23 protein-coding genes are annotated in these 24,945 nt (G+C 64.9%); 9 read left to right on the top strand and 14 right to left on the bottom strand.

From position 1 onward, the window contains the following. Positions 1-51 precede the first annotated feature (51 nt). Together rsuA and BTO32_RS12720 are read right to left on the bottom strand one after the other, a co-directional pair. Entirely contained in the window at positions 52-744 is a 693-nt protein-coding gene (rsuA, locus tag BTO32_RS12725) for a 16S rRNA pseudouridine(516) synthase RsuA (RefSeq protein ID WP_076725108.1), read from the bottom strand. Between the two features lie 28 nt (positions 745-772). After that, a complete protein-coding gene (locus tag BTO32_RS12720) occupies positions 773-2,059 on the bottom strand; it encodes a lytic murein transglycosylase (protein WP_084206843.1) in 1,287 nt (428 codons plus the stop codon). A gap of 196 nt (positions 2,060-2,255) precedes the next feature. On the opposite strand from BTO32_RS12720, the gene BTO32_RS12715 reads away from it, so the two are divergent. After that, positions 2,256-3,104: a response regulator gene (locus BTO32_RS12715; RefSeq protein ID WP_076724987.1), complete on the top strand. Its 849-nt coding sequence runs from the start codon at positions 2,256-2,258 to the stop codon at positions 3,102-3,104. A 7-nt stretch (positions 3,105-3,111) separates the two neighbouring features. Here BTO32_RS12715 and phoR read toward each other — a convergent pair whose 3' ends face one another. The 5 genes from phoR to BTO32_RS12690 all read right to left on the bottom strand — a co-directional run bounded on the left by phoR (position 3,112) and on the right by BTO32_RS12690 (position 7,310). Continuing rightward, positions 3,112-4,431 (bottom strand): phosphate regulon sensor histidine kinase PhoR, encoded by a 1,320-nt coding sequence (gene phoR / locus BTO32_RS12710; RefSeq protein ID WP_076724986.1) that lies wholly within the window; start codon positions 4,429-4,431, stop codon positions 3,112-3,114. 50 nt (positions 4,432-4,481) lie between these two features. Continuing rightward, a complete protein-coding gene (gene phoB, locus BTO32_RS12705) occupies positions 4,482-5,174 on the bottom strand; it encodes a phosphate regulon transcriptional regulator PhoB (protein ID WP_076724985.1) in 693 nt (230 codons plus the stop codon). A 77-nt stretch (positions 5,175-5,251) separates the two neighbouring features. Beyond that, positions 5,252-6,139 (bottom strand): 4-hydroxybenzoate octaprenyltransferase, encoded by an 888-nt coding sequence (ubiA, locus tag BTO32_RS12700; protein WP_076725106.1) that lies wholly within the window; start codon positions 6,137-6,139, stop codon positions 5,252-5,254. A gap of 66 nt (positions 6,140-6,205) precedes the next feature. After that, positions 6,206-6,772, bottom strand: coding sequence for a chorismate--pyruvate lyase family protein (locus BTO32_RS12695; RefSeq protein WP_076724984.1), 567 nt, complete (start codon positions 6,770-6,772; stop codon positions 6,206-6,208). Further along, positions 6,753-7,310: a hypoxanthine-guanine phosphoribosyltransferase gene (locus BTO32_RS12690; protein WP_076724983.1), complete on the bottom strand. Its 558-nt coding sequence runs from the start codon at positions 7,308-7,310 to the stop codon at positions 6,753-6,755. The genes BTO32_RS12695 and BTO32_RS12690 overlap by 20 nt, the downstream gene beginning before the upstream one ends. 287 nt (positions 7,311-7,597) lie before the next feature. Between BTO32_RS12690 and rubA the strand changes: the two genes are divergently transcribed. The 3 genes from rubA to BTO32_RS12675 all read left to right on the top strand — a co-directional run bounded on the left by rubA (position 7,598) and on the right by BTO32_RS12675 (position 9,874). Next, positions 7,598-7,765 (top strand): rubredoxin RubA, encoded by a 168-nt coding sequence (gene rubA / locus BTO32_RS12685; protein WP_076724982.1) that lies wholly within the window; start codon positions 7,598-7,600, stop codon positions 7,763-7,765. Positions 7,766-7,784: 19 nt separating this feature from the next. Beyond that, entirely contained in the window at positions 7,785-8,939 is a 1,155-nt protein-coding gene (locus BTO32_RS12680; protein ID WP_076724981.1) for an NAD(P)/FAD-dependent oxidoreductase, read from the top strand. A gap of 74 nt (positions 8,940-9,013) precedes the next feature. Beyond that, positions 9,014-9,874, top strand: a complete 861-nt coding sequence (locus BTO32_RS12675; protein ID WP_076724980.1) for an acyl-CoA thioesterase — start codon at positions 9,014-9,016, stop codon at positions 9,872-9,874. Here BTO32_RS12675 and BTO32_RS12670 read toward each other — a convergent pair. The 3 genes from BTO32_RS12670 to BTO32_RS12660 all read right to left on the bottom strand — a co-directional run bounded on the left by BTO32_RS12670 (position 9,871) and on the right by BTO32_RS12660 (position 14,155). Continuing rightward, positions 9,871-12,426, bottom strand: coding sequence for an EAL domain-containing protein (locus tag BTO32_RS12670; RefSeq protein WP_076724979.1), 2,556 nt, complete (start codon positions 12,424-12,426; stop codon positions 9,871-9,873). The two genes, BTO32_RS12675 and BTO32_RS12670, sit on opposite strands and share 4 nt — an antisense overlap. Positions 12,427-12,523: 97 nt before the next feature. Next, positions 12,524-12,970 (bottom strand): flavodoxin domain-containing protein, encoded by a 447-nt coding sequence (locus tag BTO32_RS12665; protein ID WP_076724978.1) that lies wholly within the window; start codon positions 12,968-12,970, stop codon positions 12,524-12,526. 90 nt (positions 12,971-13,060) lie between these two features. Next, positions 13,061-14,155 carry a GGDEF domain-containing protein gene (locus BTO32_RS12660; protein ID WP_076724977.1) on the bottom strand — a complete coding sequence of 365 codons (1,095 nt, stop codon included), beginning with the start codon at positions 14,153-14,155 and terminating at the stop codon, positions 13,061-13,063. 196 nt (positions 14,156-14,351) lie between these two features. On the opposite strand from BTO32_RS12660, the gene BTO32_RS12655 reads away from it, so the two are divergent. Continuing rightward, positions 14,352-15,914 (top strand): inorganic phosphate transporter, encoded by a 1,563-nt coding sequence (locus tag BTO32_RS12655; protein ID WP_076724976.1) that lies wholly within the window; start codon positions 14,352-14,354, stop codon positions 15,912-15,914. Positions 15,915-16,005: 91 nt separating this feature from the next. Beyond that, positions 16,006-16,272, top strand: coding sequence for a hypothetical protein (locus tag BTO32_RS12650; protein ID WP_076724975.1), 267 nt, complete (start codon positions 16,006-16,008; stop codon positions 16,270-16,272). A gap of 38 nt (positions 16,273-16,310) precedes the next feature. On the opposite strand, the gene panP is transcribed toward BTO32_RS12650, so the two are convergent. The 4 genes from panP to BTO32_RS12630 form a co-directional block, all read right to left on the bottom strand. Further along, positions 16,311-17,987, bottom strand: coding sequence for a pyridoxal-dependent aspartate 1-decarboxylase PanP (panP, locus tag BTO32_RS12645; protein WP_076724974.1), 1,677 nt, complete (start codon positions 17,985-17,987; stop codon positions 16,311-16,313). A 186-nt stretch (positions 17,988-18,173) separates the two neighbouring features. Beyond that, positions 18,174-18,515 carry a DUF503 domain-containing protein gene (locus BTO32_RS12640; RefSeq protein ID WP_076724973.1) on the bottom strand — a complete coding sequence of 114 codons (342 nt, stop codon included), beginning with the start codon at positions 18,513-18,515 and terminating at the stop codon, positions 18,174-18,176. 55 nt (positions 18,516-18,570) lie between these two features. Beyond that, the gene (locus tag BTO32_RS12635) at positions 18,571-20,271 is read right to left on the bottom strand and encodes an acyl-CoA dehydrogenase family protein (protein WP_076724972.1); all 1,701 of its coding nucleotides are present in this window, start codon (positions 20,269-20,271) and stop codon (positions 18,571-18,573) included. Between the two features lie 2 nt (positions 20,272-20,273). After that, complete coding sequence (locus BTO32_RS12630) at positions 20,274-20,903, bottom strand: TetR/AcrR family transcriptional regulator (RefSeq protein ID WP_076724971.1); 630 nt, start codon at positions 20,901-20,903, stop codon at positions 20,274-20,276. Positions 20,904-21,202: 299 nt separating this feature from the next. On the opposite strand from BTO32_RS12630, the gene BTO32_RS12625 reads away from it, so the two are divergent. The 3 genes from BTO32_RS12625 (at position 21,203) to ppk1 (ending at position 24,935) form a co-directional block, all read left to right on the top strand. Next, positions 21,203-21,424 (top strand): hypothetical protein, encoded by a 222-nt coding sequence (locus tag BTO32_RS12625; RefSeq protein WP_076724970.1) that lies wholly within the window; start codon positions 21,203-21,205, stop codon positions 21,422-21,424. A gap of 262 nt (positions 21,425-21,686) precedes the next feature. Next, a complete protein-coding gene (hemB, locus tag BTO32_RS12620; protein WP_076725105.1) occupies positions 21,687-22,739 on the top strand; it encodes a porphobilinogen synthase in 1,053 nt (350 codons plus the stop codon). Between the two features lie 57 nt (positions 22,740-22,796). Continuing rightward, on the top strand, positions 22,797-24,935 hold the full coding sequence (gene ppk1, locus BTO32_RS12615; protein ID WP_076724969.1) for a polyphosphate kinase 1: 2,139 nt from the start codon (positions 22,797-22,799) through the stop codon (positions 24,933-24,935). Positions 24,936-24,945 lie beyond the last annotated feature (10 nt).

Raw genomic sequence — 24,945 nt, 5'->3', positions numbered from 1 at the left:
TTTCCAGGCCCTGTGAAACGCCCGGATGGCGCGGCGGCCGGCCGGACGGCGTCAGCCGATTCCCCGGATTTCCGGTTCGGTCAGGGGGCGGTACTGGCCCGGTGCCAGGTCCGGGTCCAGATGGATCGGGCCGATACGGGTGCGGTGCAGGGCCACCACCCGGTTGCCCACCGCCGCCAGCATGCGTTTGACTTGGTGGTAGCGGCCCTCGGAGATGGTCAGCTCGATCCGGTGGTCCCCGGTGATCCGAACCTGGGCCGGCCGGGTCGGGGTGTCCTCGTTCCGGAGCCGGACGCCCCGGGCCAGTTGCTCCGCCGCCTCGGCCGACAGCGGCTCGGCCAGGGTCACCTGGTAGGTCTTGGGGCAGTCCCGGCGGGGCGAGGTGACCCGGTGCGACCAGTCGCCGTCACTGGTCAGCAACAGCAGCCCGGTGGTGTCCCGGTCCAGCCGGCCGGCGATGTGCAGGTCCCGGGCCAGGGCCGAGGGCAGCAGGTCCAGAGCGGTCGGGTGATCACTGTCGGTGGTGGCACTGACCACGCCGGCTGGCTTGTTCATCATCAGGTAGCGGGGGCCGGGCAGCGACAGTCGCTCCCCGTCCAAGCGAACCTCGGCGTCTTCCGTCACCTTGTGACGGGCGTCCCGGCAGGGGCGCCCCTGAACCGAGGCGGCACCGCGGGCGATCGCCCGCTTAGCGTCCTTGCGCGACAGGCCGGTGGCGTTGGCAATGAACTGGTCCAGGCGCAGGGGCATCAGGACGTCTCCCTGGGCCGGGTCACTGGCCGCCCGGGTCCGGCGTGAGGGCCAGCCGTGCCAACACCGAGCGCCCGGGGTAGCCGTCGGCCACCAAGCCGGCGGCAGCCTGGAAATGGCGGATGGCCGAGCGGGTGGCCGGCCCGAGGATGCCGTCCGGAGTGCCGGTGTCGAAACCGCGGTCGTTGAGCGCCTGCTGCAAGGCCATGACCTGCTGCCGGGACAGTGCCGGGGCGTCCTCGGGCGGTGGTCGTTGGAGCCGGCCGGCGCCGGCGACGCGATCGGCCAGGTAACCCACGGCCAGGGCGTAGAACTCGGAACGGTTCCAGCCCAGGATGACATCAAAGTTGTCGTACACCAGGAACGCCGGGCCCCGGTGCCCGGCGGGCACGATCAGTCGGGCGTCGATGGGCTCATGGGCCAGGGGCTGGCCGAAGGCGTCGTGGATGCCGAGCCGGCGCCATTCCGCCAGTGGCAGACGGCGGCCGTCGGCCAGGGCGTAGTCGAATCCGGCCGGCAGCAGGACTTCCCGGCCCCAGCGGTAGTCGCCGTTCCAGCCCATGGACTGCAGGAAGCGGCCGGCGGACATCATGGCGTCGGGCAGGCTGTGCCAGAGGTCGCGGCGACCGTCGCCGTCGGCGTCCACCGCGTGCTTGAGGAAAACCGTTGGCATGAACTGCACATGCCCCATGGCCCCGGCCCAAGACCCTTCCATGTCGGCCGCGGCGATGGCGCCTTCGTCGATGATGCGCAGCGCCGCAATCAGCTGCTGGGTGAACAGGGTGGTCCGGCGGTCATCGCAGGCCAGGGTGGCCAGGGCGCTGGGCACCGACATCTTGCCGAAATAGCTGCCAAAGTTGGTTTCCAGCCCCCAGAAGGCCACGAGGTAGGGGGCGGGCACTCCGGTTTCCCGGGTGACCCGGTCGAGCAGGGCCCGGTGTTCCCGCAGCAGCTCCCGGCCCCGGCGGACCCGGTCGTCGTTGACCCTGCGGTTGAGGTAGTCGGCGAAGGGGGTGGTGAACTCCGGCTGCTGCCGGTCCAGCTCGATGACCCGGTCCAGATGACGGGCATCGGCCAGTACCTCCCGGGCGGTCCGTTCACTGACCCCGGCTTCGATGGCCAGTTGCCGGAGCTTGGTCTTGCACTGTTCGAAATCACTCGGGCCGGTGTCGGCCGGAGCTTCCGGCCCGGCCCAAAGGCTGGGGGCCACGGCCAGCAGGCCGGTGGCAAACAACAGGGCCAGGGGACGGCCCGGCCTTTTTCTCGGTGTACGCACTCGGTACCTCGAACAACGGATTGCGATGAACATCCCTGCTTTCATGGTAGCGTGTTTTCCTGATCTGAAAATACCGTGACCGCCACTCCCGGAGTGACAATTGTTTAATCTGCCGGTTCCGTTGTGTCACGGTTGTCATCTTTTTGTAGCCGGTGGCTTCCCCTGGCCGGGGTTTGTTTTATAGTGGGGCGAACCCCTGTCTTTGCGGCATGTCGGAAGGCTCCTGTCCATGGCAACACTGAAAGCGCTGGTGGTTGACGATGCCAGCTTTGTTCGAGATCTAGTGAAACGGACCGTGCGGCAACGTTTTCCGGTCATTGAGACGGCCGAGGCCCCCAATGGCCGGCGGGCGCAGTCCCTGATGTCCCGAACCGCCTTTGATCTGATCCTCTGCGACTGGGAAATGCCGGAAATGTCCGGCTTGGAGCTGCTGCAGTGGATGCGTCAGCAACCTCAGTATCAGTCGACGCCCTTCATTATGATCACCAGCCGTGGTGACAAGGACCACGTGATCGAGGCGATCAAGGAAGGGGTGTCGGAGTATCTGGGCAAGCCGTTCAGTCCCGAGGGGCTGAGCCGGAAAATCATCAAGGTGATGGGGCGGCGCCTCAAGGATGCCATGGAGCGCAAGGGGCGGTCGCTGGAAGGGCCGGCGGACGCCTTCAAGGAGTCGGCCACGTTGCTGACCCAGAAACGTCCGCCGCCGGAGGACCCCGGCAGGGCCGCACCGGCGCGCGTTGCGACCGCCTCCGGTCGGCCCCCGGTGGCGCTGGCCTCAATCCGGTTCGCCGAGAGCGTGCTCAAGTCGGTGATCAAGGATATCAACCTCACGGAAGTGAGCCTGGTGGCGAAGCGGGATCAGGATTTTCCGGGCATCCTGGAGCCGGCCGTGGTGGATATCGATCTCGGCGAGGGCCAGGTTGCCCGGCTCAACGGCTATGTGCATCAGCTGCAGGCGGTGGATAAGCGGCAGGACACGGATTTTGTCGGTGTCATCGTTCGCTTCGTGGACGAGGATCCCCAGAAGCTGGAGGACCTGTCGCGTTTTGTTGCCAGGTTCCGGGCCGGGCCGCGCTGACCCGGCGCTACTTGACCGGAGCTTCCGGCACCCGCTCGACCAGCCGCTCTCTCGGGAAGTGGCAGGTGAATTCGCTGCCCTCGCCAATCCGGCTGCGGATTTCCAGGTTCCCGTCGTGGTTGAGTAACACGTGCTTGACGATGGCCAGGCCCAGGCCGGTGCCGCCGGTGTCCTTGTGCCGGCTGGGGTCGGCCCGGTAGAAGCGTTCGGTCAGACGGGGAATGTGGATTGGATCGATGCCGATGCCGGTGTCCTTCACCGACAGGTGGGCGCCGTCCCGGTCGGTGCGCCAGGTTACCGTGATGCGGCCGCCGGCGGGTGTGTACTTGACGGCGTTGAAGACCAGGTTGGAGAAGGCGCTGCGCAGCTGGCTTTCGTCACCCCTCAGCAGGCGGTTGTCGAGAATGTTGACGTCGATGGTGTGCCCCTTGTCGCCACTGAGCGCACGGGCATCGTGGCAGATCTGGTGCAGCATCTCGTCAACGTCGGTGAGACTGTCGTCGACGGTATGTTCGCCGGTCTCGATCCGGGACAGCAGGATCAGGTCGGTAATCAGGGCTTCCATGCGCGAGGCTTGCGCTGCCATGGTTTCGATGGCTCTGCGCCACTTGGGCGGCAGCTCGTCGGCGTGATCCACCAGGGTTTCCAGATAGCCGCTGATCACCGTCAGCGGTGTCCGCATCTCATGGGAGACGTTGCCCACGAAGTCCCGACGCATCTGCTCCAGCTGGTACAGGCGGGTCACGTCCTTGGCGACGATCAGCCGGTCGTCGTCCCCGAACAGGCTGATTTGGATCTGCAAGCGAATGTGGGGCTTGGCCGGCGAATGGATTTCCAGCGGCTCCCGGTAGTCGCGGGAGTCGAAATAGGCCTTGAACGCCGGCGTCCGGATCAGATTATGGATGTACTGGCCGCGATCGGTGTTGCGGCGAAAGCCCAGCAGGTGTTCGGCCGAGCCGTTCCACCACTCCATGGCACCCTGGGCATCGGTCATGATGACGCCATCGCGCATGGCATTGGTGGACTCCTGGACGCGGTTGACCTGGGCCCGCAGCCGGTCCTGGGTGCGCAGGTGGCTCTGGTGCAGCTTGTGCAGTCCGTCGAAGATGTCACCCCAAAGCCCCAGGCTCTGGGGGGCTTCGTCGGTGCCGTTCGGGTTGGCGAGCCACTGGTGCAGGCGCCGGGCCTGGACCAGTGTCCACCAGACGTAGGCCAGCAGTCCGGCCAGCAGGCCATACAGCGGGTAGCCGAAAATTGCGCCGATCAGCGTGGTGGCGATCAGGCCCCCGATGACCGTGCGCAGATAGCGTGACCATTTGCGTTGCATCGAATACTGCCCTGTGAGGGAAACCGCCGGATACCGCAACGCCACGCAATTCAGGCGGCTTTGGTGGAAAAACGGTAGCCGGTGCCCCGGACGGTTTGGATCAAGTGGTCATACTTTTCACCCAGTGCCTTGCGCAGGCGCCGGATGTGCACATCCACGGTCCGTTCCTCGACGTAGACGTTGCCGCCCCAGACCTGGTCGAGCAGCTGCGAGCGAGTATACACCCGTTCCTGGTGCGTCATGAAAAACTGCAGGAGCCGGTATTCGGTGGGGCCCATGCTCAGGGGGCCGTCCTCGGTGGTGACCCGGTGGCCGACCGGGTCCAGGGTCAGGCCGTCCACCTCGATCGGGGTGTCCACGCCCGGTGGCGTTGCCCGGCGCAACACCGCCTTGAGGCGGGCCACCAGCTCCCGGGGGCTGAACGGCTTGGTGATGTAATCGTCGGCACCCACCTCCAGCCCTTGGATCTTGTTGTCTTCCTCGACCTTGGCGGTCAGCATGATGATGGGGATGTCGGCGGTGGCCTCTTCCTTCTTCAGACGGCGGGCCAGCTCGACGCCACTGGTGCCCGGCAGCATCCAGTCGAGCAGGACCAAGTCGGGTTTCTTGTCAACGATCAGGGCATGGGCTTCCCGGGCATCCGCTGCCTCCAGATAGTTGTAGTCTGCCATTTCGAGGGCCACGGCGATCATCTCGCGGATGGGGGCCTCGTCATCGACAATCAGGACGGTTTTTCCATTCATGGTGTGCAAACCCGTGTCGGACCTTGATTTGTTGCTGCCCCATTACAGCGTCCGAGTATGACAAGTATATGACAGTCTCAGCGGGTCAGCTGATCGAGCAACAGCCCGGCGAAGACGGCAAAGCCCGCCCAGTTGTTGTTCAGAAAGGCCTGAAAGCAGCCCTGCCGGCTCCGCTCCCGGGCCAGATAGTGCTGGTAGACGAACAGGGTCGCCATGGCGACTACGCCCAGGTAGTAGAAGGTGCCCCGCTCGGCCTGGCTGCCCACCAGAACCAGGATCAGCACCACCATGGCCTGAAGCAGGCCGATGATGGTCCGGTCGGCGTCGCCGAACAGAATGGCCGTGGACTTGATGCCCACCTTCAGGTCGTCATCCCGGTCGACCATGGCATAAAAGGTGTCGTAGGCCACGGTCCAGAGCACGTTAGCGGTGAACAGCAGCCAAGTCAGCGGGCTCAGCTCATTGGCCTGGGCAGCCCAGGCCATGGGAATGGCCCAGGAGAACGCGGCCCCCAGGAACAGCTGGGGTAGGTGGGTGTAGCGTTTCATGAACGGGTAGATAAAGGCCAGAAGCACGCCGCCGAAGGAGAGGTACAGGGTCAGGGCATTGGTCAGCAGCACCACCATCAGGAAGGAGATCAGGCTGAGGCCGGCGAACAGGGCCACGGCCTCCCAGGACTGAATGCGGCCGGCGGTCAGCGGCCGGTCCTTGGTGCGTTCGACGTAGCGGTCCCACTCCCGGTCCGCGAAATCGTTGATGGCGCAGCCGGCGGCGCGCATGAAGAAGACTCCGAGCGTGAATACCACCAGGTTGATCAGATCCGGGTGACCGTCCGCCGCCAGCCAGAGCGCCCAGTAGGTTGGCCAGAGCAGGAGCAGGGAGCCGATGGGGCGATCCAGGCGCAGCAACCGGGCGTAGTCGGTCAGGCGGTTGCGAAGGGGCTCGGGCAGGGCGTTGGGGGTCATGGTTCGCATCCGGTGATTCCAGAGGGTGTCGGGATGCGGTGATTATAGCCAGCCGGCTCGGGCGGGTTAAAGGTCCGGGTTCGGTGACGACTGGTACAGGGTTGGCAGCAGGTACTCGCTGACCAGCAGGGCGTCGGCCCCGTTGTGAAAGAGCGAACGGCGGGCCAGACGGGGGTGTGCCGGGCTCTCCAGCCGGCACACCCCGGTTTCCAGGGGACCCCGGTGCCAGTGCGGATCGCTGAACAGGTAGGCGCCAAGGGGGCGGCTGCCCAGGTTGAGCAGGACCCGGTTGGGGCCTTCCAGGCAGCCGAGGGGAATCACCGTCCGGGCCAGCACCCAGGGTTCGCCGTCGCCACACAGACGCACCTCCCGGATCCAGGCGTACCGGCGCGGCGGCTGGCGCAAGCGGCGCGCCTCCTCCGGGGTCGGGAAGTCGAAGCCCTGATAGCGGACATCGACGTGGAACCTGCGCCGGCACCGGCGCTGCAGGGCCCGGGTAAAGGAACCCTCCACCTGCAGCCAGTACCGGGCCGGGCCGTGGACCTCGGGGTTGTGGAGACCGGCCGCCGCCAGGGACCGGTACCAGTGCGCCGCAGGGATGGACAGGTGAGTGTCAGAGTCCCTTGACGGCATAGATTCCCGGGGCGTTGCGCCAGTAGCCCTTGTAGTCCATGCCATATCCGAACAGGAAGCGGTCTTCCACCTCCAGGCCAGTGAAGTCGGCCTTCAGCCCCGGCCGGGCTTTGCGTTCGTGCTGTTTGTCCACCAGTACGGCGGTCAGCACTTCCCGGGCGCCGTGGGCACGGCAGTAATCGGCGATGGCGCAGAGGGTGGTGCCTTCGTCGAGAATGTCGTCGACGATCAGGACGGTCCGGTCTTTCATGTCCGCTTCGGGCTGCAGTTTCCACTCCAGGATGCCACCGGTGGTTTCCTGGCGGTAGCGGGTGGCGTGGAGGTACTCGGCCTGAACCGGGAAGCGCAGCAGGGGCAGCAGCTGGCCGGTCAGGATCAGGCCGCCGTTCATTACACAGAACACCAACGGGTTGCTGTCTTTCAGGCGGGCGGTGATCTGGTCGGCCATGGTCCGGATGGCCGCCTGCACCTGCTGTTCATCCACCAGGCAATCGGCTTCTGCCATGACCTGGTTCATTTCGGCGACGGTATCGGTCATAACGGTCGGATCCTGTCTAAAACCGGCGATTATACCGGAGAGGATTCCGGTAAGGGAGGGGCAGGCCCGGTGCGTTGAGTCTGTATTTGTGTCTATTGGCAGCAACTCCCCCGGGCGGCCGTCGGCAACGGCATTGGTGCGGCTCCGGGGGAACGGTATGATGGTCGGGGCGTCGGCGTTGTGGCCTGAAAAGACAGTAATTGCGGCCGAAAAGCCCGGCAAACGCCTTGCGTGTATGATTGTCGGACAATTAATATGCGCCAAGTCCGAGACATCAGGAGAACAGCATGAAAAAGTGGCAGTGCGTCGTGTGTGGCTTCATTTATGACGAGGCGGAGGGTTGGCCGGAAGACGGCATTGCGCCGGGCACCAAGTGGGAAGACGTGCCGGATGACTGGGTCTGCCCTGATTGCGGGGTGGGCAAGGAAGACTTCGAAATGATCGAAATCGGCTGAGCGACGGAGGCGCGGGCGAATGACGGAACAGGCTCCCATCGTGATTGTCGGAACCGGGCTGGCGGGCTACTCGCTGGCACGGGAGTTCCGCAAACTGGATCCGGACACGCCGGTGCTGATGGTCACCGCCGACGACGGAATCAGCTACTCCAAGCCGATGCTGTCGACCGGCTTTACCAAAAACAAGGACGCCGAGGGCCTGGCCCAGGCCTCCACCGACGCCATGGCGGCACAGCTCGGAGTGCGTATCCGGACCTTCACCACGGTCACCGGTATCGATCCCGGGGCGCACCGGCTGCGCCTGGGGGACGCCTGGCTGGACTACCGCAAGCTGGTGCTGGCCTGGGGTGCCGATGTCATCCGCCTGTCCCTGGAGGGGGATGGCCAGGACCGGGTATTCGCGATCAACGACCTGGTGGACTACCGGGCATTCCGTCAGGCCCTGGCGGGGGGGCGACGGGTGGCGATCATGGGGGCCGGGCTGATTGGCTGCGAGTTTGCCAATGACCTGCGCAACGGCGGCTACGAGGTGGAGGTGATCGCCCCGTCCGAGACGGTGATGCCCGGCTTGCTGCCGGAAGCGGCCGCCCGGGCGGTACAGACGTCGCTGGCGGATCTCGGCGTGCGCTTCCACCTGGGTACCCTGGTGCAGCGGATCGACCGGGCCGGGCGGGGCGTCAGCCTGAGTCTTGCCAATGGCGCGCGGCTGGAGGCGGACCTGGTCATCTCCGCCGTCGGCCTGCGGCCGCGCACCCAGCTTGCCCGGGATGCGGGTCTGGCGGTGGGGCGTGGTATCCGGGTGAACCGAGCACTGGAGACCTCGGCACCGGACGTTTACGCTCTGGGTGACTGCGCCGAGGTGGACGGCCATGTGTTGCTGTACGTGCTGCCGCTTATGGCCAGCGCCAAGGCCCTGGCGAAGACTCTGGCGGGGGAACGCACGGAAGTGCGTTATGGCGCCATGCCGGTGATGGTCAAGACGCCCTGCTGTCCGACAGCCGTGTGCCCGCCGCCTGAGGGCGCCGAGGGGGAGTGGCAGGTGGAACAGGACGGCACCGACGTCCGGGCCCTGTTCCGCGGCCCCGGCGGGGAACTGCTGGGGTTTGCCCTGACTGGCCGGTTCGCGATGGAAAAACAGGCGCTGTCCCGGGAGGTGCCTCCCGTTCATTCCTGAGCCTAGTCGTTGCGAAACGGACCTGCTTAAGGTAGAAAACTCCTTCGCGAGCTAAGGATTTGACAGGAGTGGGCATGCTGGACGTTACACGAAGGTTGTTGGAGTTGCTGGACCTCTCGCCCATCGGCGACGATCACTTCCAGGGGGACAGCGAGGATCTCGGCTTTCCCAATGTGTTTGGCGGGCAGGTGCTGGGGCAGGCGTTGATGGCCGCCAGCCGTACCGTCGAGAACCGGCTCTGTCATTCCCTTCACGCTTACTTCCTGCGCCCGGGCAACCACCGCATGCCGATCGACTACGAGGTGCAGCGGGTGCGGGACGGCGGCAGTTTTTCGGTGCGCCGTGTGATTGCGCGCCAGGACGGCAAAGAGATCCTGACCGGCTCGATGTCGTTCCAGGTCCAGGAAGAGGGGCTGGAGCATCAGTTCGAGATGCCCCGGGTACCGGGGCCGGACGGTCTTCAGTCGGAACAGGAGCTGGGGCGCCTGCTGGCGCCTCACGTGCCGGAGCGGATGCGGGACATCCTGACCCGTGAGCGGCCGATTGAGATCCGTCCGGTGGACCCGATGAATCCGTTGCGGCCGGAGCCGCGCCCACCCTACAAGCAAAGCTGGTTCCGGGCCCTCGGGCCGTTGCCGGATGATCCGGTTCTGCACCGCTGCCTGCTGACCTACGCCTCGGACTTCCAGTTCCTGGGCACCTCCCTCAATCCCCACGGCATCACCTTCATGAGCCCGAACATGCAGGTGGCCAGTCTCGACCATGCCATCTGGTTCCATCGCGATTTCCGCATGGACGAATGGCTGCTGTACGACAAGGACAGCCCCAGCGCTTCCGGTGGCCGGGGCTTCAACCGGGGCAACTTCTACAACCGGGACGGGGTCCTGGTGGCCTCCACCACCCAGGAAGCCCTGATCCGCCGGCGCTCGTCCTAACCCAGCCCGAGCGCGGGTTGTCGGCGGGGCGTGGAGAGCCACGCCAGCAGCTCATCGAGGGGGCGTGGCGGTGTCAGCAGGTAGCCCTGGATCATGTCGCAGCCCATGGATCTGAGAATCTCCGCAGTGGCTTCGTCCTCCACGCCTTCGGCCACCACCTGATAGCCCAGGCTGTGGCACATGTCGATGGTGTTCTGCACGATCACCCGGTCCTCCGGCTGGGTTGCCAGGTCGGCGATCAGGGAGCGATCGATTTTGATCTCGCTGGCGGGCAACTGCTTGATGTAGGACAGCGACGAATACCCTGACCCGAAATCATCGATGGAAATCCGGATACCGGCCCGCTCCAGGGCGTTGAGCGCCCTCAGGGAATTGGTGGGGTCCTGCATCATGGAGGTTTCGGTGATCTCGAAGATTACCGCGCCCTTGTGGTCGGGATAGCTGGCCATCAGGCGCTGAACGTGGGGATGAAAATCCGGTTCCCGGAGGTTGTTGGGCGAGATATTGACCGACAGGTTGAGGTGCCAGCCCTCGGCCAGGAGCCGGGTGCGCAGGCTCAGGGCTTCTTCCAGTACCCAGCGGGTCAGCGGCTTGATCAGCCCGGTCTGTTCCGCCACCTGGATGATCTCGTCCGGCCGCGTGCCGTGTTGCCGTCGGGGCCAGCGGATCAGGGCCTCGACGCCGACAATCTGTCCGGAAACCATGGCCTGCTTGGGTTGCAGGTACAGCGCCAGTTCCCGGTTTTCCAGCGCGTTGCGCAGCTCCGTCACCAGAGTGAGGCGGTCGGCGCTGTAGGAATCTCGAGCCGGGGAGTAGTACGCCATGCCCCGTTCCCGGGCCCGTTCACTGCCCTCGGCGATGGTGGCGCGTCGGATCAGGGTATTGGCGTCGGCGCCGTGGTCCGGGAACAGGGCCACGCCCAGGCGGGCATCCAGGGGGATCTGCATGCCCAGATAGTCCACCGGCTGGCGCAGGGTGTCCAGATGCTGCACCGCGGCCTTCGGCGTGGCCTCGGCACGGTCGACGTCGACGATCAGGCCGAACGACTGCCGGTCCAGCGAGGCCAGGAAAAAGGTGCGTGATTTCGACTGTTCGATCGGCAGGGCGCCGGGCAGGTGGCGGGCCTCGCCGTTGAAACGCTGGGCCGTCAGCTCCAGAATGCGGTCGGTGTTGCGGTGGCCCAGGGTCTTGGTGACCGAGCCAAGATTGTTCAGGTTCAGGACCGCGACCCCCAGGCGCTTGTCGGGATGCCTCATGATCAGGTCGTTGAGCACCATTTCAAAACTGATGCGGTTGGGCAGTCCGGTCAGAGGGTTGTGCAGGGCCTGCTCCATCAGTTTCAGCTCGACCGAGCGGCGGGCCTCCAGTGCCCGCAGCTCCGCTTCCCGGGCGATGATCTTGTCCTGTCGTTCCTGGTAAATCCGACTGGCCAGGGCCATGGCCAGCAACGCCGCCTGCAGCGCCGAGCCGATCTGCATGCCATAGACGGTGACGAACGACACCGGCAACAGGCCGTACTTGTTGGCGGCGGTGACGGCGCTGCCCAGGCTCAGAGCGCCCCAGGCCAGGGTGTAGTAAACGGCCTGGCGGTTGCCCCGCAGCCATTGCTGCGGGCCGAGGACCGTGAGCAGCAGGCAGCTGGGAATGGACAGGGCCACCACCAGGCGGATAGCGGTGTTGTAGTCGGTGGCGAAGGTGAGCAGGCCGGCCGCCAGGTTCAGCAGGATCACCCCGTCCACCAGGCGTTCCAGGGTGCGGCTCTGGCTGCGCAGGTTGAGAAAGGCCTGGGAGAACCAGAGGGTGAAGATCATCGCGAAGGGGATGGCGATCAGCATGGCCCGGTTCTGGATGTCCGGGGCACCGGGCCACAGGAACTGGTAGGCGATGCCGTTGAGACTGGCGATCAGCAGCAGGTAGCCCAGAGTTGACAGTACGTAGAGCAGGTAGATTTTTTCCCGGAGGGCCAGGAACACGAAAAGATTGAAGAAAATGGCGGTGATCAGGATGCCGTAGTAGACCGCATGCACCAAGTCTTCAACGAAGGCCGCCTCGAAAAAGGCCTTGTCGTGCCACAGCCGCAGGGGGATCTGCATGGCGCCGTTGCTGCGGACCTCGAGCAGGATCTGGTAGTGGCGGTCGGGGCGGTGTTCGAACGGAAACAGGAAATTCCGGTGCCGGACCGGGCGCTGGGCGAAGGGCACCTGATCGCCGGTGCGTTCCTCCGCGATACGCCGGCCGTCCGCCCACAGCTGGAACCGGATGTAGTCCAGGTGGGAGTAGCTGATTTCCAGCAGGTTGAGGGCCGGGTCGTCCGGGACGTTGAAACGGAGCCAGACGGTGTCCCGTATGTAGCCGAAGTTGGGGCTCCGGGGCCCCAGCGTCTGCCAGCCGTCGGTGGCCATGACCTGCTCCGGGGTCAGGTGCGGGTCCGGGGGCAGGCGCAGGTACTCGATCTCCGGTTGCACGCCCGGTTCCGCGCCCTGAACGGGCAAGGCCAGCACGGCCAGCAGAGCCAGGGTTGTCAGAAGGTGGTACCAGCGCTTTGGGGTCACGGGGCTACACGTTTTATTGTTGTGTCCTGCAGTATGACCCCTCGCTGCCAGCGGCTCAAGCGTGGGGGTGGCCGGATGTGACGGCGTCCGGGGGAGGTCAGAGCTGCGCCAGCCAGGTCCTGGCCCAGGGCACCGCTTCGGTTTCCGGCTCCAGGGTTTCCAGGGCGTCGATGCGCAGGGTGTCGCCCGATTGGCTCGCGCCGGCCTCCAGCAGCGCCTCCTCCATCAGGTTGCCGGCGCCACAGAAGGTGTCGCCGTAGGAGCTGTCCCCCAGCACGATCACCCCGAACGTCCGGCCAGCCAGCGAGGGCAGCCGCTCGCGCAGGTCCAGATAGAACGGCAGCAGGTTGGGCGGGATCTCGCCCTGGCCGGTGGTGGAGGTGCACACCAGCAGGGCGTCGTCGTTGTCGAGAAGGTCGTCGAGTTTGGGCGCTTCCAGCACGGTGACCTGGTGCCCGTCGGCCTCCAGGTCGGTCTTGATGGCTCGGGCGGTCAGCAGGGCGCCTCCGTAGACGCTGCCGACCAGAATGCGGAGGCGTGTCATAGTCTGTCCTGTCGATGGTTCCGGTGATGGCCGGTGGCCAGTGGTCGCGCCCGATCATAGCGGCCCCGGCCCGGCGACTCAAGGCGAGGTTCAGACCGGCGCGACGGAGCTGCGGACCCGGGGGTGAACCCGGTTACGGCCGGCGGCCTTGGCGTTGTAGAGGTGCTGGTCGGCTTGTCGCAACAGGTCTTCCAGAGTGTCCGTCTTGGCCATGGAACAGACCCCGGCACTGAGGGTGACCGGCAGCGTCCGGCCTTTGAACTCGAATCGGGCCGAGGCCACTCGGGCCCGCAGCCGTTCCGCCAGTGTCAGTGCCTGCAGCAGTGAGGTGTCGGGCAACAGCAGTAGGAATTCCTCGCCCCCCCAACGGGCGGCATGATCGCTCTGGCGGGTCAGGCTGGTCAGCTGTTGGGCGAACTGGCACAGCACCGCATCACCCGCGTCATGGCCAAAGCGGTCATTGATGTCCTTGAACAGGTCCAGGTCGATCAGGGCGATGGAAAAGTGGCGGCCGGTGCGCTGATAGCGGGAGAATTCGCTGGCCAGCCGCTGCTGCATGTCCCGGCGGTTGGCCAGACCGGTCAGCTCGTCGGTCCGGGCGGCCTGTTCGTGAGCCTCGGCGAGTGCCAGCAGCTGGTTGCGTGCCTTCAGACGGCCGGCTTCCAGTACGAAGCAGAACACCGCCTCGAATGCCTGGGTGGCGAAGAAGCGGAGCTTGAAGTCGGTGCTGTAGTGGGCGGATACGAACGGCAGGTCCGGAAACTGGAACACCACGACCACCCCCAGGTAGCACAGCAGCAGGATGGCGGTGCCGGTCTTCAGGTTGGTCAGGAAAAACAGCAGCGGCGGAAAGACGTAGAACCAGAGCGGGCCGGTGTTGCTTTCGCCACCGGACGCAATCAGGTAACCCAGCAGCAGGCCGACGATCAGGATCAGGTGGGCCTTCTGGCGGGCCCGGTTGCCGGACCGGGCGAAGTACAGCATGTTCAGAAGCACCAGGCCGGCAAAACACCAGAGGATGCCACCATGGAGGGTATGGCCGGCATACCAGGCCTTGCCGCCGATGCCCAGCAGCAGGACGATGGCGGCCACTGAGAGCCAAGTCAGCAGGCGCGAGATCTGGGCATCCTCGAGGGCGCCGGCGGTCTGGTGGCTGACGGATCGCGGTCGGGTCTTCGGTGCCATGGCGGTATTCTTATCGTTGTTCTGGCGACGGATTCATTATGCGCCAACCGGCACCGGGTTCGCGGTGCCCCGTCACACTTGCGGAAGCCCCGTATTCCCGGGCCGGTTGAGTTTCAATTTCATGACAAACTCTTTATAGTGGCGCCGCGGCCCCAGGCCCTGACGATATCTTGACCAACACGAGATCTGATCTGCTATGGCCCGTTCGACCGGATTCCTGGATTCCCTGCTTACCAGCCCCTCCACGGAACGCTTCAGGGTTGGTATCGGCCTGCTGTTCCTGCTTGGCATCTGGCTGGCCGTTGGTTCGTTCAGCAAGGGCATGCCCGACAGCTTACTGCTTGTCGCTGCGGCTGTCATTGGCGGCTATATGGCCATCAACATTGGCGCCAACGACGTTGCCAACAACGTCGGCCCGGCGGTGGGCTCCGGAGCCCTGTCGCTGGGAGCCGCGGTTCTGATCGCGGCGGTGTTCGAAGCCGGCGGCGCCCTGATCGCCGGGGGGGATGTGGTCTCCACCATTAAGGGCGACATCATTGATCCGACCATTCTTAACGACGGCCGTGCCTTTGTCTGGCTGATGACGGCGGCGTTGCTGGCCGGAGCCCTGTGGTTGAACCTGGCGACCTGGATGGGCGCGCCCGTGTCCACCACCCATTCCATCGTGGGCGGGGTGCTGGGTGCCGGCATCGCCGCCGGCGGCTGGGGCATTGCCGACTGGTCGGTGATGGGTAAGATCGCCGCCAGCTGGGTGATTTCACCGGTCCTCGGCGGCGCCCTGGCGGCCCTGTTCCTGTTCCTGATCAAGAAGACGGTGCTGTACCGCCAGGACGTGGTTCCGGCCGCCCGGCGGTTCGTACCCTGGCTGGTGGCGGTCATGGCCTGGGCCTTCGGCACCTATCTGATGATCAAGGGCGTGAAAAAGATCATCAAAGTGGACTTCGTCGACGCCTCCCTGGTGGGGCTGGCGGCTGCGGTGGTGGTGTTTTTCCTGGTGCGGGCTTTGGTCAGCCGGAAGGCGGCCACCATGGAAAACAGCGCCTCCGGGGTCAACGGCCTGTTTACCTGGCCGCTGATTTTCGCCGCGGCCCTGCTGAGTTTTGCCCACGGCGCCAACGACGTCGCCAATGCCATCGGCCCGCTGGCGGCGATCAATGATGCCCTGGCCGGCGGCGCGGTCGTGACCAAGGCGGGCATTCCGCTATGGGTGATGATGATCGGGGCGCTGGGCATTGCCGTGGGCCTGATGCTGTTCGGGCCGCGGCTGATCAAGACGGTGGGCAGCGAGATCACCGAGCTGGATAAGACCCGGGCCTTCTGCATTGCGCTGTCGGCGGCGCTGACGGTCATTCTGGCGTCCCAGCTCGGCCTGCCGGTGAGTTCCACCCACATAGCCATCGGCGGCGTGTTCGGGGTCGGTTTCCTGCGCGAATACCTCAAGCGTAACTACGCCACCCAGTTGCACAAGATTCTGGAGCAGCACGATCCGGACGAGCAGCGTCGGCTGCAGCCGTTCCTGGATGATTTCCGCAGTGCGTCGGTGGAGGAGATGGAGCGGCTGCTGAAACAGGCCAAGAAGAACAAGCGGCAGGTGCCGCTGTCCAAGTCCGAGCGCAAGCGGCTGAAGAAGATCTACCGGGAAGAAATGGTGAAACGCTCGCACCTGGTCCGGATCGCTGCTGCCTGGGTGATCACCGTTCCGGCATCGGCGGTGATGGCGGCACTGGTGTTCTTTACCCTGCGCGGCTTGCTGATCTGAGGCGGTCGGTTGTATAACGCCGGTTTGGTCATACAATGAAACAACAAGGGGGTGGTTCACCCCCGAGCCACCTGTCTCCGGGGAGTGATCTATGAGTACATCCGTTGAGAGCCGTCAGGCCAAGATGATTGAGGAGCTGAGGATCTTCATCAAGAAGGTGCTGAGCGATCCCACCATCGCCGTGAAGTCGATGGAAGTTGCCCGAAAGTACCGGGGGCAGCCCAACGCCGACGAGCTGATCGCCCGGGAAATCAGTGCCACCACGACGATCCGGATCCCGGAAAACTGGAGCGAGGCAGACCGCATGTTCCTGGACATTCTGCACGACGTCCTGGACGACGAGGAAGCCCTCTACTGACCCTCCTCCAGGGCCGCCGGGCGCGCCGTTCGCCCGGCTCAGGCCTGACGCGCCCCCGGCTGGCGCTGTTTCAGCACCGCTTCCGCCATCTGATGCAGGATCGACATTTCGTCGGCGATGCCCTCCTCCTGGGCGAGCATCCGCTGTTCCTTCAAAATGTCTGCGAGAATGTCCCGTGTGGTCAGCGGGTTGGCCAGAACCACCCGGAACACGATGCAGGGGAAATGGTAGTAGCGGGCCGGCTCCAGCCGGGTACGTGACACGAACGCCTTGCCCCGTTCCCGCTGGGTTTTCTGGATGAACTTGGTGATCCGGTTCAGGCAGGTGTTCATTTTCTCCGCCTGGAACTCATCGGCCAGGGCCAAGGCCCGCTGCACCGGTTCCGGGCAGTAGCGGTAGGTGAGGATGTTGAGTTCCGGTCGGGTGACCAGCTCGAAGTCGGGCTCGGCATCGATCATTCCGGCGAAGGTCCGGGCCTTCTCGATGCCCTGGTCGATCAGGATTTCGTAGCCTTCCCGGCCCAGGATGCGCAGGCCGGAGTGGATCAGCATGGACATGCCGGGGCGCGAGCCTTCCAGGGTGGTGCTGCCCAAGTCCCGGGAGCCCTTGCGGATGATGTACTGGGCGTGGTGTTCCACCGAGGATGCCAGCGCCGGGTCCTTGAACACCACCAAGCCGGCGCCCATGGGCACGTACAGTTGTTTGTGGGCGTCGAAGGTGACCGAGTCGGCCTTTTCGATGCCCCGCAGCAAGTGCTTGTGGCTGCGGGAGAACAGGGTCGGGCCGCCCCAGGCTGCGTCCACGTGGTAGTGGGCGCCGAACTCACGGGCGATGTCCGCCACGGCGTCCAGGGGGTCGACGTTGCCGGTTTCGGTGGTGCCAGCGACACCGCAGATGGCCAGGACCTTGATCTTCTGCTTCTGCAACTCCAGGCATTTCTCCCGCAGCGCGTCCGGCAGGATCCGGTTGTCATCGTCGGTCTCCACCGACACCAGCGCGTCGCGGCCGAAGCCCAGGACATCGGCCGCCTTGCGCAGCGAGTAGTGCCCGCGCTTGGAGACCAGTATGGCGGCTCCCTCGTAACCGTAGTACTTGAGGGCCCGGTACAGTCCTTCCTGATGCAGGCCGCGGAAGCTGCCCTCGGCGGGGAATGCGTGGTTGCGGGCGACCCAGAGGGCGGTCAGATTGGCGATGGTGCCGCCGGAACACATCACGCCCAGGGTGTGCCGGGGGTCGTGCATCCATTTTCGGTAAAAGGCGCCATCCTCCTGGTACACCAGCCGGTGGATCATGCCCAGCACCTGGCGCTCCATGGGTGTGAACGCCTTGGAGGTTTCCGTCTTCACCAGATTCTGGTTCAGGGCGATCATGATCTTGGACAACGGCAGCATGAAATAGGGCAGTGCCGAGGTCATGTGACCGATGAAGGCGGGCGAGGCGGTGTGTACGGAATTGGCCACCAGCTTGTCGAGCAGGAACTGCGCTTGTTCCGAGACGAAAATCGGTTTCTCGGGAATGTTGTAGTCGGCGAAGTCCTTCTCCACCTCGGCCAAGTCCCGCTCGACCGCCACGATGTGTTCCTGCAGGAAGCCGGCGAGGTTGCGGGAAATGTCCTGATCAATGCGACTGAGCGTGGAGTCCGGTGCCTCGGGCACGGTGAACACGCGATACATCGCCTCGATCGAGGCCTGGGCGGTTTTTTTCTTTCCGGTCATAGGCACCACACACAAACAGTGGTCATTCGACGGGCCGGTTCCGGATGCCCCTCGAACGCGCCGGCGCGGCGGCCGGCTCTGGCACACGGGTCGCCCGCGTCCGGCGGGTACCACGGGTATCCCTGAGGAGGCGTAGTATACGGCGTGGGACCGTTGGGCGCCACACGGCGGTGATCCGGTGGCGGTTCAGAGGATTTCCCGGTGCACGTCCAGGATGGCGGCGTCGATGCGCTCCTCGATCGCCTTTTCCACCGCGTCCAGGCGCTGCTGGATCTGCATGGCCGAGGCGCCGAGCGCGGCGACCGTCCAGGTGGCGCAGTCCAGGGCGTCCTGGTCGGCGGTTTCAGCCACGGCCAAGTCCGGCTCCCGGCCCCAGACCGCGCGCATGGCGGCGAAGGCCTTGCGCTTGGTTTTCAGGTCCGGGCAGCCGTAGAGCTGAAAGTGCAGTGTCATCACGCCGACATGCGGCGTGATCACCGGATGCGTTCCAGCGGCCTGGTTCAACAGTTTTCTCAGGGCGTCAGACATAGGGCTCCGTCGGGTGACCGCGCCGGTCGGCGCGGTGGAGGGGTGTCGTTGCCCGTCAGCCTACTACAGGCGTGGCCCGTTTGATAATGCTGGCGGCATCCGTTCCCGAGGGCAGGTTGCCGTAGTTCATGGCCGTCCGCGGTTCCAGCCGTGAGGCACAGAAGGCGTCGGCGACCGCCGTCGGGGCATGCCGGATCAGCAGGGACGCCTGCAGCGCCAGGGCCATGCGGTCGACCAGATTGCGGGCCCGGTACTGGAAGTCGCTGATGTCGGCAAAGTCGTCCTTCAGGCGGCCGAGGAAACGGTCGAACCGGGTGTCGGCGCCAGTCGCCAATGCCGCTTCGGCAAAGAAGGCATGCAGGGTGTCGGGTTCTTTCTGCAGTGCCCGCAGGGTGTCCAGGCACTGAACGTTGCCGCTGCCTTCCCAGATGGCGTTTACCGGCGATTCCCGGAACAGCCGGGGCATGATGCAGTCCTCCATGACACCGCTGCCGCCGATGCATTCCATGGCCTCATAGGCGTGGTTTGGTGTGCGCTTGCAGATCCAATACTTGCCCACCGGCGTCGCCAGGCGCGCCAGCAGGCGTTCGTGCTCCTGATCCTGTTGGTCCAGGGCGCGGGCGATGCGCAGGGTGTAGGCCAGGGCGGCCTCGCTTTCCAGAGCCAGGTCGGCGAGCACGTTCTGCATCAGCGGCTGATCACTGAGTCGGGCTCCGAAGGCGCTGCGATGGCGGCAATGGTGGCTGGCCTGGGCCACGGCTTGGCGCATGCCCGCCGCGCTGCCGATCATGCAGTCGAACCGGGTCATGGCCACCATCTCAATGATGGTCCGCACGCCCCGGCCTTCCTCGCCCACCATCCAGGCCAGGGCACCGCGCAGTTCCGCCTCGCTGGAGGCGTTGGCGACGTTGCCCATCTTGTTTTTCAGGCGCTGGATCTGCCAGGGATTCTTGCTGCCGTCGGGGCGCCAGCGTGGCATCAGGAAACAGGACAGGCCGCCGGGTGCCTGTGCCAGGACCAGGAAGGCATCGCACATGGGCGCCGAGACAAACCACTTGTGGCCTACCAGCTCGTACGGCTGGCCGGGCCCCTCGGTGCCGACCGGGTAGGCTCGGGTGGTGTTGGCGCGGACGTCGCTGCCCCCTTGTTTCTCGGTCATCGCCATGCCGATGGTCACCGACGTCTTGTCGCCGTCGGGCACGTTCCTGGGGTCGTAGTGGTTGGCCAGGATCTTCGGCTCCCAGATCCGGGCCAGGTCCGGCTGCTGGCGGATCGAGGGTATGGCGGCGAAGGTCATGGTCACCGGGCAGCAGTGGGCGGCCTCCACCTGGGAGTGCATGTAGTACTTGGCGGCGCGAATGACATGGGCGCCGGGGCCCGGTTGGGTCCAGGGGCTGCTGTGCAGGCCGTGCTCCAGAGCGATCCGCATCAGCTCGTGGTAAGCCGGATGGAAATCCACCTCGTCGATGCGGTGACCGAAGCGGTCGTGGGTATGGAACACCGGTTTATTGGCGTTGGCGCGAAATCCGAGGTCGATGGTTTCCGCCTTGCCGGCCAGTTCCCCGAAGGCGTTCAGCTCATCGGTGGCGGCCCGGCCACTTTCCCGGGCGACGGCTTCCCTGAGGGCCGTGTCCTGCTGGTAGAGGTTGTAATTTTCCAGCGCCGGTGGCTGGTTGAACACGTCATGGGTGACCGCCAGATAGCGGTCCTCGGTCTGGGGCATGTGACATTCGGGTTTGGACTGGTGCGCGGTCATGGCTACCTCCTGGTGCCGGTCAATCCCTGCAGGCAGAAGGCCAGAAGGGTGTCGACCAGGCGTTTTTTGTCGATATTGGCGAGTGTCGCCTGCCCCGACAGCGTCGGTGACAGGGGCCCAACCAGGCTTTCCGCGATGGCGCCGACCAGACACGTACTGCTCAGGCGGGCGTCCTGGTCCGGAAAACTGCCGTCTTCGATACCTTCCCGGATCGCTGTTTCAAAGAGCTCGGCATAGGCCCGGCGATAGAGCAGCCGCTCCTCCTCCAGCTGCGGGTCGACCGGCTCGGCGATCAGGGCCCACGCCATGGTGGGCGCGCGCAGGGCCCGTTCGGCGAAGCGTCGCAGCGCCGCCTCCAGGCGCGCGGCGGCGTCCGCCGGGCCGTGCAAGGCCTCCGCCACCTTGTCCACCTCCCGCTGGGTGGCGGTGCGGAAGATCTCCGCGAACAGATCCTCCCGCGATTCGAAGTGGCGGTAGATGGTGCCGGTGGCGACCCCGGCCAAGCCGGCAATCCGGGTGATGCGCGCGTTCCGGAAGCCGCCGCTGGCCACGCACGCCCAGGCGCTGTCGATGATGCGTTGGCGCGCCTGGGCCTTGCGCTGGCGCATTTTTTCCGTTTCACGATAGGCCATGCGAGCTCCTTTGAAGTAGTGAATCATTATTCATTTTTTGTGTCAACGAACTCTGGCTGTGAGTTATTCTATTATCATCATGAAAATCAATCACTTATTTTTATTTACAAAAAATTACAAAAAAAGCGTTGTCAGTAAATAGCGTCGTCACAAAAACGGGATTATAAAGACGCCAAGACGAGGCCGCAGGCGGTTTCTTCGGCGGTGTATTCGTCGAGGCGCAGTGTCTTTGCCGAGCGCGTGAACGGCGCTTACCAGACCAGTTTCACAGTCCTGTTTTCGTTGATGGAGAGAAGACCATGAGTGAATTCGACGAAAGCAATCTGGAGCAGTCCGGCGGCTGGGGGAGCGACAGCGAGGATACGCACTCCATCGCCAGTCGGGCCCGGGTGCGGGCCCAGCTCGAGGCTGACATCCAGGCTTTCCTGGAACGGGGGGGCAAAATCCAGCAGGTGGATACCCACTTCCGTTCCGATTCGCCCCGCAAGGTGGAAGTCGGTTTCAACAACCGTTCCATCTGAGTCAGGCTGACCGCGAGGACAGGGCCGGCCCTGTCCTCCGGTTTCTCTGTTGGTTCGTTTCCCCATTCGCTGTCCCTTCGTCCACGCTTTCGTGTTTCCAACCTCCGCGACTGCCTGCCGGCCTGGAAGAGCCGTGCCGGGCACGGGCGACTGTCATGAAACCGACACGCGCGGTCGCTAGGGTTGCCCGGGTCACTGCAACCCGGGGCGCCAGGGGTGTATCATGGCACGGTCAGTGCCCGCCGGCCGATCCGGCCCGCTGATGGTTTCCATCGTCAATCGTGTCAGGAGGTTACCCGTGCCCAGTCTTACTCCCCGCGTCTTTCCCGCCACCCGACTGCGTCGCAACCGGGCCAGTGCGTTTTCCCGCCGGTTGGTCCGGGAGCACCAGCTGACGCCGGACAACCTGATCTACCCGGTGTTTGTGCTCGAGGGCGAGGGCCAGCGCGAGCCGGTGGCATCCATGCCGGGCGTGGAACGTCTGAGCATCGATCTGCTGGTGGAGGCCGCCGCCGAGTGGGTGGCCCTGGGGATTCCGGCGGTGGCCCTGTTCCCGGTGGTGCCGGCGGAGAAAAAGAATCTCTCCGGTTCCGGTGCCTGGGACTCCGACGGTTTGGCGCAGCGGGCGGTCCGGGCCCTGAAACAGGCCCATCCGGCGTTGGGGGTGATCACCGACGTGGCGCTCGATCCGTTCACCACCCACGGTCAGGACGGCATCATCGACAATGACGGCTATGTACTGAACGATGTGACGGTGGAAGCCCTGGTCAACCAGGCGCTGTCCCACGCGGACGCCGGTGCCGATGTGGTGGCGCCGTCCGACATGATGGACGGCCGGGTGGCGGCGATTCGGGAAGCGCTGGAGTCGGCCGGCCATGTGAATACCCGCATCCTGGCCTATTCCGCCAAGTACGCCTCCAGCTACTATGGCCCGTTCCGGGACGCGGTGGGGTCGGCGGCGAATCTGGGTAAGGCCGACAAGGCCACGTATCAGATGGACCCGGCCAACAGCGACGAGGCCCTGCACGAAGCAGCGATGGATCTGGCCGAGGGCGCGGACATGGTGATGATCAAACCGGGCATGCCCTATCTCGACATTGTGCGGCGGGTCAAGACCGAGCTGCAAGTGCCGACGTTCGTGTACCAGGTCAGCGGCGAGTACGCCATGCACATGGCGGCGGCCCAGAACGGCTGGCTGGACGGCGACGCGGTGATGATGGAAAGCCTGATGGCGATGCGCCGGGCCGGCGCCGATGGCATCCTGACCTATTTCGCGGTTCGCGCCGCGCGGCTGATGCGGGCTCGGGGCTACTGACACGCCACCGGCGCTTCCCGGCCGGAGGAACACAACACCAGTACGGAACAGGACAGCATGACAACGGAAAACACGGGACGGATAGCCGAAGGCAGCCAGAGCGTACCGGCGCCGGTGGAGGCGCCACCGGTCAGCCAGGAGCTGGACCTCGATGCCAGCGAAAACTACTTCAACCGGGAACTGAGTCAGCTTCAGTTCAACTACCGGGTGCTGAAACAGGCGCTGGATCCCGCCCATCCGCTGATCAACCGCCTGATCTTCTGCTGCATCTTCAGCAGCAACATGGACGAGTTCTTTGAAATCCGCGTGGCCGGCCTGCGGCAGCAGATGAAATACGGCCGCGAGACCGTGGGGCCGGACGGCATGTTGCCGGAGCAGGTGCTTGGCGAGATCAGCCGGGTCGCCCATGAGTACATCACCGAGCAGTACGACATCCTCAACAATGTCCTGATTCCGGAGATGGAGAGGGAGAACATTCACTTCGTGCGCCGGCGGGAGTGGACACCGGCGCAGGCGGAGTGGGTGCGCCAATACTTCGAGGAGGAAATTCTGCCGGTGGTCAGCCCGATCGGGCTGGACCCGTCGCACCCGTTTCCCCGACTGGTGAACAAAAGCCTCAACTTCATCGTTGAGCTGGACGGCAAGGATGCCTTCGGCCGGGAAACCGGCATGGCCATCGTGCCGGCGCCACGTTCCCTGCCGCGCCTGGTCCGGTTGCCGGACGAGGTGTGCGACGGCGGCGACAACCTGGTGTTCCTGTCGTCCATGATCCACGCCCACGCCGACGAGCTCTTCCCCGGCATGGAAGTGAAGGGCTGTTACCAGTTCCGGGTGACCCGGAATGCCGACCTGGAACTTGAGGACGACCTGGAAGACCTGGCCTCGGCCCTGCGCGGCGAGCTGCTGAGCCGCCGCTTCGGCGATGGCGTGCGGCTGGAGGTGGCGGACAACTGCCCCGAGGAACTGGTGCAGTTCCTGCTGACGGAGTTTGGCCTGACCGAGCGGGATCTGTACAAGGTCCACGGTCCGGTGAACCTGACCCGGCTGATGGCGGTGGGCAGTCTAGTGGACCGTCCGGATCTGACCTATTCCGGCTTTTCGCCCGCCATCCCGCGGCAGATCCGCAGCAAGGAATCCATGTTCGACGCCATCCGCAAGCAGCCGATCCTGCTGCTGCACCCCTACGAGAACTTCAGCCCGGTGGTGGACCTGTTGCGCCAAGCCGCCAAGGATCCCCAAGTGCTGGCGATCCGCCAGACCCTGTATCGCACCGGCGCCGATTCCGAGATCGTCGAGGCGTTGGCCGACGCCGCCCGGCGGGGCAAGGAGGTGACGGCGGTCATCGAACTGCGGGCCCGGTTCAGCGAGGCGGAGAACCTTGAGCTGGCCAGCCGGCTGCAGGAAGCCGGCGTCATCGTGGTGTACGGCGTGGTCGGATACAAAACTCACGCCAAAATGATCCTGATCGTCCGTCGCGAGGAGGGCCGGCTGCGACGCTACGTGCACCTGGGCACGGGCAACTACCATGCCGGCAATGCCCGCCTGTACACCGACTACAGCTTCATGACCTGCGACGAGTCCATCGGCGATGACGTCAACAAACTCTTCCAGCAGCTGACCGGCATGGGCAAGGCGCTGAAAATCAAGAAACTGTTCCATGCCCCGTTCACCCTGCATTCCCGACTGATCAGCCTGATCGAGCGGGAAGCGGGTCATGGGGAGCAGGGGCGCATCATCTTCAAGTTCAACGCCCTCACCGAGACCCAGCTGATCAAGGCGCTGTACCGTGCCTCCCGGGCCGGTGTGAAGATCGACCTGATCGTGCGGGGCATCTGCTGCCTCCGGCCCGGGGTGCCCGGGTTGTCGGAGAATATCCGGGTTCGCTCGATCATTGGCCGTTTTCTGGAGCACACGCGGGTGTACTACTTTGGCAACAACGGCCACCCCGAGTTCTACTGTTCCAGCGCCGACGGCATGGAGCGCAATCTGCTGAGTCGGGTGGAAACGGCGTTTCCCATCGAGGCCCCGGCATTGCAGGCGCGCCTGCACGACGATCTGGAAACCTACCTCGCCGACAACTGCCAGTCCTGGTCTTTGCAGCCCGATGGCAGTTATATTCAGAACCAGCCCGCGGACGGCGAGGAGCGGTTCGCTGCCCAGCTGGTGTTGCTGGAACGTCTGACGGGCAAACCCTGACACCAATACG

Origin of the sequence: Marinobacter lutaoensis (genome assembly GCF_001981305.1) — a bacterium.
GTDB lineage: Bacteria > Pseudomonadota > Gammaproteobacteria > Pseudomonadales > Oleiphilaceae > Marinobacter > Marinobacter lutaoensis.
Note: the sequence above shows the minus strand (reverse complement) of the source record. Positions and strands in the feature narration are given on the sequence as shown.

What these genes read in the sequence shown, in the direction of transcription:
- BTO32_RS12720 (WP_084206843.1), bottom strand. Translation starts at nt 2,059, where the DNA reads ATGTTCATCGCAATCCGTTGTTCGAGGTACCGAGTGCGTACACCGAGA.
- BTO32_RS12715 (WP_076724987.1), top strand. Translation starts at nt 2,256, where the DNA reads ATGGCAACACTGAAAGCGCTGGTGGTTGACGATGCCAGCTTTGTTCGA.
- phoR (WP_076724986.1), bottom strand. Translation starts at nt 4,431, where the DNA reads ATGCAACGCAAATGGTCACGCTATCTGCGCACGGTCATCGGGGGCCTG.
- phoB (WP_076724985.1), bottom strand. Translation starts at nt 5,174, where the DNA reads ATGAATGGAAAAACCGTCCTGATTGTCGATGACGAGGCCCCCATCCGC.
- ubiA (WP_076725106.1), bottom strand. Translation starts at nt 6,139, where the DNA reads ATGACCCCCAACGCCCTGCCCGAGCCCCTTCGCAACCGCCTGACCGAC.
- BTO32_RS12695 (WP_076724984.1), bottom strand. Translation starts at nt 6,772, where the DNA reads ATGCCGTCAAGGGACTCTGACACTCACCTGTCCATCCCTGCGGCGCAC.
- BTO32_RS12690 (WP_076724983.1), bottom strand. Translation starts at nt 7,310, where the DNA reads ATGACCGATACCGTCGCCGAAATGAACCAGGTCATGGCAGAAGCCGAT.
- rubA (WP_076724982.1), top strand. Translation starts at nt 7,598, where the DNA reads ATGAAAAAGTGGCAGTGCGTCGTGTGTGGCTTCATTTATGACGAGGCG.
- BTO32_RS12680 (WP_076724981.1), top strand. Translation starts at nt 7,785, where the DNA reads ATGACGGAACAGGCTCCCATCGTGATTGTCGGAACCGGGCTGGCGGGC.
- BTO32_RS12675 (WP_076724980.1), top strand. Translation starts at nt 9,014, where the DNA reads ATGCTGGACGTTACACGAAGGTTGTTGGAGTTGCTGGACCTCTCGCCC.
- BTO32_RS12665 (WP_076724978.1), bottom strand. Translation starts at nt 12,970, where the DNA reads ATGACACGCCTCCGCATTCTGGTCGGCAGCGTCTACGGAGGCGCCCTG.
- BTO32_RS12660 (WP_076724977.1), bottom strand. Translation starts at nt 14,155, where the DNA reads ATGGCACCGAAGACCCGACCGCGATCCGTCAGCCACCAGACCGCCGGC.
- BTO32_RS12655 (WP_076724976.1), top strand. Translation starts at nt 14,352, where the DNA reads ATGGCCCGTTCGACCGGATTCCTGGATTCCCTGCTTACCAGCCCCTCC.
- BTO32_RS12650 (WP_076724975.1), top strand. Translation starts at nt 16,006, where the DNA reads ATGAGTACATCCGTTGAGAGCCGTCAGGCCAAGATGATTGAGGAGCTG.
- panP (WP_076724974.1), bottom strand. Translation starts at nt 17,987, where the DNA reads ATGACCGGAAAGAAAAAAACCGCCCAGGCCTCGATCGAGGCGATGTAT.
- BTO32_RS12640 (WP_076724973.1), bottom strand. Translation starts at nt 18,515, where the DNA reads ATGTCTGACGCCCTGAGAAAACTGTTGAACCAGGCCGCTGGAACGCAT.
- BTO32_RS12635 (WP_076724972.1), bottom strand. Translation starts at nt 20,271, where the DNA reads ATGACCGCGCACCAGTCCAAACCCGAATGTCACATGCCCCAGACCGAG.
- BTO32_RS12630 (WP_076724971.1), bottom strand. Translation starts at nt 20,903, where the DNA reads ATGGCCTATCGTGAAACGGAAAAAATGCGCCAGCGCAAGGCCCAGGCG.
- BTO32_RS12625 (WP_076724970.1), top strand. Translation starts at nt 21,203, where the DNA reads ATGAGTGAATTCGACGAAAGCAATCTGGAGCAGTCCGGCGGCTGGGGG.
- hemB (WP_076725105.1), top strand. Translation starts at nt 21,687, where the DNA reads ATGGTTTCCATCGTCAATCGTGTCAGGAGGTTACCCGTGCCCAGTCTT.
- ppk1 (WP_076724969.1), top strand. Translation starts at nt 22,797, where the DNA reads ATGACAACGGAAAACACGGGACGGATAGCCGAAGGCAGCCAGAGCGTA.